Annotated in this window: 8 protein-coding genes; all 8 read left to right on the top strand. The window is 46.9% G+C overall.

Annotated features, from left to right (window positions below):
* Positions 1-108: 108 nt before the first annotated feature.
* Positions 109-537, top strand: coding sequence for a 3-hydroxyacyl-ACP dehydratase FabZ (gene fabZ / locus GC097_RS31410; RefSeq protein WP_171687206.1), 429 nt, complete (start codon positions 109-111; stop codon positions 535-537).
* Between the two features lie 23 nt (positions 538-560).
* A complete protein-coding gene (locus GC097_RS31405) occupies positions 561-2,264 on the top strand; it encodes a phospho-sugar mutase (RefSeq protein ID WP_376768440.1) in 1,704 nt (567 codons plus the stop codon).
* Positions 2,265-2,435: 171 nt separating this feature from the next.
* The gene (locus GC097_RS31400) at positions 2,436-4,484 is read left to right on the top strand and encodes a DUF5693 family protein (RefSeq protein WP_312875756.1); all 2,049 of its coding nucleotides are present in this window, start codon (positions 2,436-2,438) and stop codon (positions 4,482-4,484) included.
* Entirely contained in the window at positions 4,460-5,575 is a 1,116-nt protein-coding gene (gene csaB, locus GC097_RS31395; RefSeq protein WP_171687258.1) for a polysaccharide pyruvyl transferase CsaB, read from the top strand. Before GC097_RS31400 ends, csaB begins: the two co-directional genes overlap by 25 nt.
* Before the next feature lie 53 nt (positions 5,576-5,628).
* Positions 5,629-6,417, top strand: a complete 789-nt coding sequence (locus GC097_RS31390; protein ID WP_171687203.1) for a WecB/TagA/CpsF family glycosyltransferase — start codon at positions 5,629-5,631, stop codon at positions 6,415-6,417.
* A gap of 132 nt (positions 6,418-6,549) precedes the next feature.
* A complete protein-coding gene (locus GC097_RS31385) occupies positions 6,550-7,659 on the top strand; it encodes a glycosyltransferase family 4 protein (RefSeq protein ID WP_171687202.1) in 1,110 nt (369 codons plus the stop codon).
* A gap of 273 nt (positions 7,660-7,932) precedes the next feature.
* Entirely contained in the window at positions 7,933-11,808 is a 3,876-nt protein-coding gene (locus tag GC097_RS31380; protein ID WP_171687201.1) for an S-layer homology domain-containing protein, read from the top strand.
* Positions 11,809-12,190: 382 nt separating this feature from the next.
* Positions 12,191-12,573: S-layer homology domain-containing protein (locus GC097_RS31375; protein ID WP_171685887.1), on the top strand; the 383-nt coding region annotated here is incomplete at its 3' end.

The raw sequence follows: 12,573 nt of genomic DNA, 5'->3' as shown, positions 1-12,573 counted from the left end.
AGCTCCCCCTATATGAACCTTCACTTCTGCAGTTAATGAAGGGACACCTGTATTGTAAGTGATTACCTTGTATTTTATACAAGCAATTTGAAAGGAGCATTCCCCGTTATGCTAGATATTAATCAGATTCAAGAGATTATTCCGCACCGCCCTCCTTTTCTGCTCGTTGACCGAATCTTGGAAGTCGAAGAAGGCGTGAAAGCGGTAGGAATTAAGAATGTTACCATTAATGAACCGTTCTTTGCTGGTCATTTTCCAGGCTATCCGGTTATGCCGGGCGTGCTGATTATCGAGGCTTTGGCACAAGTGGGCGCAGTGGCCGTATTATCGATGCCGGAGTATAAAGGCAAAATCGGTTTGTTCGCCGGCGCAGACGGCATTCGTTGGCGCAAGCAGGTGGTGCCAGGCGATACGCTAACATTAGAAATGACGATAACACGTGTAAAAGGCACGATTGTCAAAGGCCAAGCTGTGGCGAAAGTAGACGACAAAGTGGTAGTCGAAGGTGAGCTTATGTTCGCCCTTGCTAATAAATAATCCATAGATAAGAGGAGATGAACCTGACTACTATGACGCGTGTACAAACAGAATATCAATTATGGCTGAACGATCCGGCTGTGGATGACGAAACGAAGAAAGAACTGCAAGCCATTGGGGGAAATGAGAAAGAAATTGAGGATCGCTTTTACAAAGATCTCGAATTTGGCACAGGCGGACTTCGCGGCGTAATTGGCGCTGGAACGAACCGAATCAATGTATATACCGTTGGACGCGCAAGCCAAGGTTTGGCGCAATATGTCAAGGGTACCGGCGTACCAAGCCCTTCCATTGTCTTGGCTTACGATTCCCGTCATATGTCGCCGGAGTTCGCTTTAGAGGCCGCCCTGGTCTTCGCAGGCAACGGCATCAAGGCTTATTTATTCAAGACGCTGCATGCTACGCCACAGCTGTCTTTTGCCGTAAGATATTTGGGAGCTGCCGCAGGCGTCGTCGTCACAGCAAGCCATAATCCACCTGAATATAACGGATACAAAGTATATGGAGCAGACGGTGGACAGCTTGTTCCTCAGTTTGCGGAGCAAGTGATCGCTGAGGTTCAGAGCATTGATTCCTTCGATAAAGTGAAGAAGCTGAGTGAGCAGGAAGCAGAGGCGCAGGGCCTGCTCACATGGCTCGGCGAAGATGTCGATCAAGCGTACATAAAAGCCGTAACCGCGATTAGTCAGAATCCGGAAGTCATTAAGGAAATTAGCGACGATTTCCGCGTCATCTTCACGCCGCTGCATGGAGCAGGCAATGTGCCGGTCAGGGAAGTGCTGAAAGCCGTTGGCTTCGGACAAGTTCGTGTCGTTGCCGAACAAGAGCTGCCGGATGCGCAGTTCTCGACGGTGAAGTCTCCGAACCCGGAGGAACGGGAAGCTTTTACACTCGCTATCGCACAGGCGAAAGATTGGAATGCCGATATCATTATCGGTACGGATCCGGATGCCGACCGCATGGGGGCGGTAGTGAAAGATCCGAACGGTGAGTATGTCGTTTTGACAGGCAATCAGTCCGGGGCGATTATCGTTAATTATTTATTATCAAGCCTGAAAGAACGTGGAACATTGCCGGCGAACGGCGTAGTTATCAAAACGATCGTTACGAGCGAAATGGGTGCGGTGATCGCCGGGCATTACGGCATTCCAACGTTAAATACGTTAACCGGCTTTAAATATATCGGGGAGAAAATGACGCAATTCGAGCAAACAGGCGAGCATACTTACCTGTTTGGTTACGAAGAAAGCTACGGTTATTTGGCCGGAGACTATGCCCGAGATAAAGATGCGGTGATCGCAGCGATGCTTATTGCCGAAGCGGCAGCTTATTATAAGAAGCAAGGCAAGACTTTATATGAAGTCCTGCAAGAGCTGTACGAATCCTTTGGTTACTTTTTGGAAAAACTGGAATCAAGGACGCTTAAAGGGAAAGACGGCGTGGAACAAATCGGACGCATGGTGGAAGCTTGGAGAACGAATCCTCCGGCGGAAATCGGTGGTACGCGTGTTACCGATATGGAAGACTACGCCAAAGGGGTTAACGGACTTCCGCTCGAGAATGTGCTGAAATTCAAGTTGGAGGACGGCTCCTGGTTCTGTCTGCGTCCCTCAGGAACCGAACCGAAAATTAAGTTCTATTTTGCGGTCAAGGGAGCAACAGGAACTGAAGCCGCGGAACAGATGGATCGCATCGTTCAATATGTGCTTAGCCGTGTAGACGGATAATGAAATAGGATCAATTGAACCTCTTCAGAACCTAAGTCAGGGATAGGTCGTCTAATGAATAGATGGAATAAATCCGCATTCATTTGGCCTATTTTCCTAGGCTTGGGAGCTGGAGGGGTTTTCGAGTGTATATGGGAATAGAAAGTAAATGCTCTAAGGAGTGGACAATTGGTGAATTGGTATAAAACTTGGAATAACCCGCTCAAAAATGTTCTATGGTGGCTCGTCATTATTGGTATGCTAGGCTCGCTTCCGCTAGCTTACACGCGTCACCAAACCGAAACTTCGACGAAGAACGTCGAGTTCGTATTTGACTATCGTGATTTATTGGATATCTCGGATGTACAAACAAACCCGCAAAGCTTCGTTGCGCAGCAGCTGAAGAATATGAAGGCCGCGGGCATCGGATCCATGTCTGTGTATGAAAGCACGCTGTCCGAGTTCAAAGAGAGTCGTCACATTGATATGTACAACTCAAGGGACGCAGCCGCGCTTACCCAAACCTTCGGTGATCCGAATGAGAACTTCACCTATGTGTTGTTCAGGGACAGCGCAACGCAGCAAAAGCTGGAGCCATTAATTCAGAAGACATTTGCCGACCTGGGCGTTGGCATCAAACCTTGGAGCTTCAAAAATCGCAACGGACTCATTATTCAAATGAGTATGGACGATGCTTCGATTAAGGGAATGGACCCTGACCCGATTACTCTGCAAATGTTGAAGGATCAAGGCTTCCAAATCGTAGTGCGCCTATCGAATCGCCGACCTTTCGTCACGAATGAGATGGATCGTCTCCTGAAGCAGCTTCATGATTTCGGTGTGAAAAGAATCATCGTCGATGGCAATGAGGTTCCGGGCTATACGGAAGAAAACACGGATCTTAACCTTAATAAAATGGCAGATCTGCTGAACAAAAACGGCATCGGTCTGGCCGCTATCGAAATGCTGAAAGAGCCTCAAAAAGGCTTTAATACGTTAGCCAAAGAAACGAATTATAACGTCGTCCGCCTGCACTCCTTCACGGAGAAAGACGGTGAGAAGCTGACAGAACCGCTGAAAAAAGCGGAGCTGGAAGACCGCATTCAAGGGGTTGCCGATCGTTTCGTGCTTGCTGTGAAGGATCGCAATATTCGCATGGTTTTCATAAATGCGAGACCTGTAAAAAGCTTGGATAAAGGTAAGTTGGTAGATCCGCTCTCCGCTTACTATGAGAGCTTGCAAGGTAAAGACGGAGCTATTCCGCGTATTGAGAAAGAAGGCTTTACGCTTGGCATAGCCCAGCCTTTTGAAGTAGAATCGAATGTTTGGCAGAAAGCAGCCAGCGTCTTTATGCTGATTGGCGGCTTGAGCCTAATCGTGCTTATGATTTCATTCTTCATCCCGGAAGCAACGCTCATTTTCTTTGTGCTGGGCTTGCTGGGCTTGGTTGCACTGCACACTCTGTCAGCTAATTTATACGCGCAGGGTCTTGCCTTGGCAGCGGCTATTTCTGCGCCGAGCATCGCAATTATGCGCGCTATTCGTACGGTTCGTACGGGAGCCGCAGCCAAATGGAAGTCCGGTCTTGCTTTTGCCATATGGACATTAATCATAACTTCGGCGATTTCGCTCATTGGTGTTGTTTACGAAGTAGCGCTCCTTAACCACATCACGTACATGCTTGTTCTGCAACAGTTCCGCGGCGTAGGTATACTACATTTGCTGCCTATCGCAATCGCAGGCGTATACTTGTTATTCTTTAGCGAAAACAATACCTATAGCGACAAACTCAATAATATCCGCCGTATTCTCACTTCTTATATTAGTGTATTGTGGATTCTCGTTGCCGGAATTGGTCTTGCGGCAGTCTTCTATTATCTGTCCCGTACAGGTAACGAGGGACAAGCATCTACAGTGGAGAAATTGTTCCGTTCGTTCCTGGAAAATACGCTTGGCGTGCGTCCTCGTACGAAAGAATTTTTGGTCGCCCATCCGTTGTTTTTACTTGGGGCCTACCTATCTGTCCGCTACAGACATGCGGTTTACCTGATTTTCATCGGCGTAATCGGACAGCTTTCCATCGTTGATACGTTCGCTCACTTGCATACACCGCTTCATATCTCGTTCATCCGTATTACCTACGGTCTCGTGTTTGGCGCTATCATTGGCCTCGTTCTAATCGCAGCTTGGGAAATTGTCACAAGGAGTTGGAAACGATGGGTGCCAAAGTTGTCAAAATAGCGCTATCCGGCTACTATGGCTTCGATAATAGCGGGGATGAGGCTGTGCTTCAATCGATTTTGTTCGCTTTGGAGGAACAGGGCCGAGAACAGGGCATCCGCATCGAGCCGATCGTGCTTTCCGCGAATCCGGAGAAAACGTCAGCGATGTACGGCGTTGCCTCGTATCACCGGATGAAGCCGGGCTCGCTGCTCCGCGCGTTGCGGGAAGCGAACGGTTTGATCAGCGGCGGCGGCAGCTTACTTCAGGATGCTACAAGCTCGAAGACCATTCCGTATTACTTGGCTGTGTTGAAAATCGCACAGTGGCTTGGAAAGCCCACTTTTATTTATTCGCAAGGCATCGGGCCGGTGAACCGCCGGATGTTCGACGGCTGGATCCGCAGCGTATTCAAACGCTGCGCCTATGTATCCGTCCGCGATATCGAATCCGCGGAGCTGCTTGAGAAGATGCGCCTCCCGCGGGAGCGCATCGCGGTCGTGCCCGACCCGGTCATGGGCCTGCCGCTTCGCGGCGAGGCTGGGTCTAACGGGTCGGCAGCGGGTGTGCGGACGGTCGGCGTGTCCGTCCGCTTCTGGAACGAGGACCGCTCGGAGCTGGAAGCTCTTTCGCGGTCCCTGGTAAAGCTGCTCGCCGCCGATCCTAACGTGCGGCTGCGGTTCTTGCCATTCCACCTCCCGTCTGACGAGGTGGCTTCGCAGTTCGTGATCGACCGTTTAGGCGATCACGGGGCGCGGGCGGAGATGGTGCCGGGCATCGTCCATCCGCAGGATATGCTTGCGCAGGTCGCGGGATGCGACCTGCTGATCGGGATGAGGCTGCACTCGTTGATTTATGCAGCCTCGCAGTATGTGCCTATGGTCGGCATCTCGTACGATCCGAAGATCGACCAGTTCCTCCATAGGCTCGGCATGAAAGCCGCGGCATCGACCGCTCGCTTCGATGCCGATGCCTTGGCCCAGGAAGCACAGCGTCTCCTGGCGGGTTCAAGTGCTTGGGCGGCGTCCAAGCGCGCCGCCATTGAGGAGCTTAAGGCGCAGGCGCAGCTCCCTGCGAATCGCATCGTTTCATTTTATAAGCAAAAAAAATAGTAAAAAGTCAACCAAAACGTGAAAGTCAACGTCACATAAAGGAAGAGATATCTATGAGCTCAACATCGACAACGATCCCAACTGGAATTGTTTCTGCCCAAGCTATACCCAAAGTCCGTATATATGGGGTTCCTATCTCCAAGATGAGCATGGCCCAAACGGTTGCCTACCTATCCAAGGCGATTGATCAAAGACAGCCTCATCAGATCGTTACCGCTAACCCGATTATGGTCATGGCGGCGCTGGATGATCCTGCTTATATGAGCATGATGCAGCGCGCTGAGCTTATCGTTCCTGACGGAACGGGCGTCGTCTGGGCGGCCAATTATGTGGGAGAGCCTGTAGCTGAGCGGGTTCCCGGCTATGATTTGCTCCAAGAACTGTTGAAAGCCGGAGAGCCGAAAGGCTGGAAAGTGTACCTGCTAGGGGCTTCAAGTGAAGTGATCCAAGCGGCTGCTGCTAAGATTCGTGCGAACTATCCTGGAATCAAACTGGTTGGCGTGCGTGACGGCTATTTTGGTGACGAGCAGGATGCCGAAGTGATTCAATCCATCGTGGATGCGGAGCCGGATCTTCTATTTGTAGGGAGAGCGGCAGCGAATCAAGAGCCTTGGATCGGGAAATACAAAGGGCAGCTTGGCGTTCCGGTTATGATGGGAATCGGGGGAAGTTTTGATGTTATTTCGGGCAAGCTAAAAAGAGCGCCGGTCATATTCCAAAAACTACGTCTTGAATGGTTCTACCGCCTGTTGCAGGAACCGTGGCGCTACAAAAGAATGCTATTACTCCCCAAATTCGCGATGAAAGTGATGCGCGATAAAGAGAAAGTCACAAAACCATGAAAATTTTTATGAAAATTGGCTGAAAACGGTCATTTCAGACAAATTTAGCAGTAGTATTTGTGGACAAATGGGAGTATAATTCTCTTCGGCGGATCACCTGCCACCCAAGACAAGAGGAGCTGTGAAGAAGACATGTATGGATTATATGCGATTGGGTTCATCGCTGCCTGCGTTATTGCAGTGCTGCTGACACCCTTGGTCAAAAAATTTGCCTTCTGGGTTGGAGCTGTGGATGCCCCTAACCAACGAAAAGTTCATACCCGAATTATGCCGCGTCTCGGAGGCTTAGCTATTTTCCTAGCATTTGTCGGAGCGTATTTCGTCGTCTCTCCAGCACTAGATGCCGTAAACTCCAATGCAGCCTTCGGTTTGCTGCTCGGCGGTTTAGTTATCGTCATTACGGGGGCTCTGGATGACCGTTTTCAACTTTCGCCCAAATGGAAACTGCTCGGGCAGCTCATTGCCGCGTGCATCGTCGTTTCCTTTGGCCTCAAAATCGATCTCGTTAACATTCCGTTCGGAGAGACGAACCTGCCTATCGGCTGGTTGAGTATCCCGATTACGATATTATGGATCGTCGGCGTATCCAATGCCATTAACTTGATTGACGGTCTTGACGGCCTGTCAGCAGGAGTATCCGGTATTGCTACCACTACGATTCTTATTTTAGCGCTTATGATGGGCAATGTGACTGTTATTCTATTGAGCGTGATTCTGCTAGGAAGCATCGTAGGATTCATGTTCTATAACTTCCATCCAGCCAAAATCTTCATGGGCGATTCAGGCGCCTTGTTCCTAGGCTTCGCCCTGGCGACATTGTCGATTCTCGGCTTCAAACAAGCGGCCGTTGTATCGCTCTTAATTCCGATTATGATCCTAGGCGTGCCATTATCCGATACCTTCTTCGCGATTATGCGCCGCTACGTGAATAAACTGCCGATTTCGGCGCCGGACAAAAGCCATCTGCACCACTGCTTGCTACAGCTCGGCTTCAGCCATCGTACAAGCGTATTGATCATTTATGGTATTGCTTCCGTATTTGGCGGCAGCGCGGTTATCTGCTCGGTCTTTATTTCCCAGGATTCTACTTGGGGCTTAATCATGATCATTGTCGCGCTTTTCCTTGTCATGCTCGTTGGAGCAGAAGCGATCGGCATTATCAGTAAAAGCCGCAAGCCGGTCTTGAACTTCCTGCAAAAACTTATCCGCAAGCCTGTACAGAGCGACCGGATGGGCAAATAAATCAGCACTTATATCGCTTTACTCTAATCCAACCTTCGGGTTGGATTTTTTTTCTATTTTGTGAACTTCCCTCTTTCTCTAAACAATTGCGAGGTTTTGACCGATAAGAAAGGTACAAGAACTTTTGGTAGGTAAGCTGCGTCTAAACATGTAGAATGATAGAAGAATTTGGGAGGGATTGTCGAAAATGAAAGAAGGCTGGCCGAGCAGGCTGGTCAAGAATGACATGACGATGATGAATAATATTTTAGATAACATAAGGAGGAACTAGCTTTGAAGACCAAGCAAAGAAATAAGTGGATTAGCATTAGCCTCATGGTTGCCATGCTGCTAACCTTGCTTCCGCCACTCACGGCTTCCGCCGCGCCTGTAATCAATATAACGAATTATTACGTACATACTGACCCCAATGATACTACAGTAATACAGGATGATCCTCCCTACTCTGATGCCGCGGTTCCTAGAATCACATCGAACCCAATCACGCTTAGCGTGGATATAGGGGGAATTTCTGACGATCAGATCACGAATATTTATTACGAGATTAAGAATATCAATACCGGGGTAACCACGCCGAACAAAACGAATCGCGCAATCAAGAACCCTAACAACAGCAACCAAATTACCTTTGAGAACATTCAATTAACCGAAGGTTTAAATAAAATCGTTGTTAAATACGGAAGCACTTCAACGGTTGATTCCAAGCCGGCATGGATTTACTTTACACCGGTGTCCAACATCACGAATTTGCAAATTAACGGTGCTGACTTTGCCGATGGGGGAATGTATCCGGTAACCGGTCCATACACGAACCTATCCATTACGGGTAATTCAAATAATGCTTATCAAGTCAATGCTACCGTAGCAGGAGCTACTTACGAAGCAACCAATTTTTCCGGCGGCATCTTTACATTCTTAACAAACACAGGCAGAGCCTCGGACTTGGCTTTAACGCCAGGGGATAACCTAGTAACCTTCGTTGCAAAGAATCCGACGAACTTTTACACGACATCAAGAAACTTTATTTATAACAATGGATACGGTTTTGCTTTTAACGGTAAAGTTCGTTTTAAAGAGACGGCCACAGGGAATACAGACCAAGCATTGGTCACTATACCTAATTTGGAAAGCTCAACGGATAATAACATCGTGTTTACAGCAGATTTAAAGAACAGTAAAGGGAATATTACGGCAGGCAGCCCTGATTACTTGTATGCAGATATTAGTGTTGCCGGAAGTGGGACAACGCTTCGTTATACATTCGCTACAGGCACAACGTCAACTAATGGCGGTTACTTGAATGTTAACCCTGATGTCGCAAGCGGAACAGATCCAAGCTTAGTTTCTCCAGCGGTTGTAACGGGAGGCACTGCCTACGATGTCCATCATATTGAGGCAAACCTTCCACTGAGCGGTACGGCTACTTACCAGGAAATCGACGTTAAATTCGTTACAAGTCTTGGCGGTGAATATACAACAAGATATACTTTCAATTATGTTAATCCAACTTTGCCTTACATTAGCTATACGGCTCAATATTTCGCTCCGGCAGTTGGCGCAGGTTATGAAGTCAAGCTTACTGAGCAAGGAACGAACCAAATCAATGAATTCCCAGCCAAACTTAAATTCCATGTGAATGGAAATGCGGATAAAGTGAAAGTGACTATCCCTGGCTTTGCAGACAGCGGTGATGTGACGGTCACATCCGGCGTAGCGGAGATTGATCTTCATGATATTCCGGACGGTGCTACCAAGATGACATTGGTTCCTTGGAACTCTACAACTGGTTATAACCAGGCTGGTTCCAAAACGTATCAGTTGAATATCTCAAGTGCGCCTTATGTCATTGTGAACAGTCTCTATAATGGGAAAGTAGTCAGCAATCCTGCTCAGATTACCTGTGCGAGCGGTCTTGCCCCTTGTATTACAGGTAAAATAGTTAATTTGCCGCCGACAGGCTACGATGATATTGAAGTATCTGTAAATGATACGAATATTACTTTACCTGCTACAGCAATTAATAGAACAGATGGAACTTTTAATATTCCTGCTAGTGCATTTAATACTCTTTTTGATGCCGATGGTAAAAAGACAATTAAATTCTCTCTTTATTTAAGGCCTGCAGGTACGAAAGTGCTTGTCACACAAACGATTTATGAGATTTTCGTTTTAAGTGATTACGCACCTCTAATTGAGGAGCTAACCCTTGATCCGGGAGTAACGCCATCAACGCCTAGTACAATTCCTGGAGCGTATTTGACTACATCTGATAAGCTTCAGTTAACGGGTACGGTGTTAAACGCTAAAATAAATTCAGCAGATCCGACTTCAACGGCTATTTTGTATGTGAGAAGCGTCCCTAATGGTTCTACTCTTGCTGTGGGTACGACTCCGCAATTAGCACAAATATCTCAAGTTACTAATCCGCTGGACGGCAATCAAATTACGACCAAATTCAAGCTTTCGACACCTTTGAATTTGGATGCGTATGGAGATTATGTATTAGAGCTGGTGGCTAAGAATAAAACAGGCCGCACGACAAGCAAGATGATTACTGTTACTAAACAGCCTGTAGACTATCTGCTGCTTCAACCAACGAATTTTGTTAAAAATGCGGATAAAATTGACCAAGCTAACGTAAATACAAACTTCCAAACCGTAGTTATTCAAGCTGACGGAGCAAACTCTATTATCTACAATAAAACAGAAGCCAAGCTTACCGCACCAGGAGTCTTCCGTTTGGATGTCCCGAATCTTAAAGCGGGCAAAAATACAATTAGCTTCGAAATTATTCGTGGAAGTGCTAAATCTAAGGGTTCCTTTATTCTTAATAATTTGAATACACCAATTGAAGGCGCACAATATCGCACCAATCTCACAGCTAAAATGAGTCTGTTCGATGGGGAGCTCACATTGACATTCCCGAAAGATACGAAGTTGATGAGAAACGATCGTACACAAACGGAACAATTTATTACTTCCGATCGCAAGCTGGTCTTTGGGATCGCCAATCAGGACGATGGTCGTGTAGATAAGGCTTCGGAAACACCGGCCGGAACACGCTTCCTTCAAGAGCCGACAGGTCGATTCAGAGCTGCCAGCAAGTTGTTCTGGATAGATGGCGGAGCGATTGATATTAGTGCGGCAAGTAGTACTTCAACACTTAAAGACGCCTTACAAGGCAGTGGTAACTTACCGTCTCCATCGCTTCCGGGACCAGGGGAGACTGCATTCTACGCTAGATACATCAAAAATTTAGTCATACCTACTGAACGTGGAACCTTAACTTTGAAATATGACGAAGAGGTTAGAAATGACTCATGGAAGTACCTTACTGTTTATCAATTCGGTACATTCTTGGATCCGAGCGGTACTGGCAATCAATATGTAGGCTGGAAAAATATTGGCGGAGTTGTGGATCCCAAAACCCACACGATCAAAGTGCCGGTTGAGAGTTTCGGGTATTTCCAAGTCAAGTATATGAATAATAGCTTTAATGATGTAACTAATCATGATTGGGCACGTGATTACTTGGATATTCTTTATTCCAAAGGGATCATGAACAACAAGACACCAGGACAGTTCTTGCCTAATGATGCGATTACACGCGGCGAGTTTGTAACGATGTTGGTTAACATTTTTAATATCCCATTAGTTAATGAAGATACGACTTATCATACCAACGATCCGACCAATCCTAACTTCCAAGGTACTTTCGCGGATGTACGCCGAGGTCTCGGATTACCGAATAGCAGCAGCTTGTATGACTTTATGCATATTGAAGCAGGAGCTCGGGCAGGAATCGTAAGAGGAAACTCCAATGGCTTGTTCCTTCCTACCAACTCGATTAGTCGTGCAGATGCAGCCGTTATGATAGAAAGAGCAGCAAATATGAAAACAACCACCGATTCGGCCAAATCGCTTGCTAATCTTAAAAAGCAATTTACAGATGCAGGCGACATTGATACTTACGCATTAGCCTCCGTAGAAGCCGTTATTAAAGCGGGCTTAATGGATGGCATCGAAAATGCACCTGTACAAGGGCAGAAAAAGCCTACCTACAGCTATGACCCTAAAGGCAATATGACTAGAGCCCAGGCCGCGGCTATTGCTAACCGTGTGCTCAAGCAGCAAAAGAAAATCCCTTAAAACCTGAATGAACAAGAAGACTGTGTCCGATGTACCGGATACAGTCTTTTTTCTTTCTATATGAAGATAAGAGAATTGAATTCAGCCTATCTTAAGCTAACTTTTAGACAGCGCTCAGTTTCTCTACGCATTTGCTTCACAAATAGAATGTAAATTGTACTTGTGGGTGAAATCTTGCCCGAAGACATGAGTATTTAAAGCAGCTGCCTGCTGGAAAATACTTATCAATGAAATTGTGTATACACTCAAGTATACTAAGTCATGTAGCCGAGGTGATAGACGAAAAGCTACACGGAGTCAACAAGAAGATTCAATAGTCGTCCCGTTGGTTATAAGTTTTTATAACAAAAAACTTTAAAATATTAGGAGGAAACAAACCCTTATGAAGAAAACTCTTTCCGTAGTCCTTACATCCGCTATGGCCTTCTCCATGTTCTCGTCCCTAGCATTCGCTAAGACGTCTGCTGACTTTACAGACTTGAAAGACCTGGATGCTGCGACAAAAGCAAAATTTGATGCGATGATCTCTGCAGGTATCTTCGATGGCGTATCTGACACAACATTCGGTCTGAAAGACGAAATGAACCGTGCGCAATTCGCAAAAGTTGCAGCGCTTATCATGGGTCTTGACATCAACAAAGACTTGCAAACTTCCAGCTTCTCTGACGTTAGTGTAACCGACGAAGCAAATGGCTATGCACTTCCTTACATCGAAGCTTTGAAAACAGCTGGTGTAACAGACGGTTATGCGGAAGGCCAATACAA

Source organism: Paenibacillus planticolens, from assembly GCF_013141725.1.
In the GTDB taxonomy this organism is placed as follows: Bacteria; Bacillota; Bacilli; order Paenibacillales; family NBRC-103111; genus Paenibacillus_E; species Paenibacillus_E planticolens.
This window is presented reverse-complemented; position numbering and strand designations above follow the sequence as displayed.

Coding starts and splice junctions, on each gene's coding strand:
- fabZ (WP_171687206.1), top strand. CDS start 109: ATGCTAGATATTAATCAGATTCAAGAGATTATTCCGCACCGCCCTCCT.
- csaB (WP_171687258.1), top strand. CDS start 4,460: ATGGGTGCCAAAGTTGTCAAAATAGCGCTATCCGGCTACTATGGCTTC.
- GC097_RS31390 (WP_171687203.1), top strand. CDS start 5,629: ATGAGCTCAACATCGACAACGATCCCAACTGGAATTGTTTCTGCCCAA.
- GC097_RS31385 (WP_171687202.1), top strand. CDS start 6,550: ATGTATGGATTATATGCGATTGGGTTCATCGCTGCCTGCGTTATTGCA.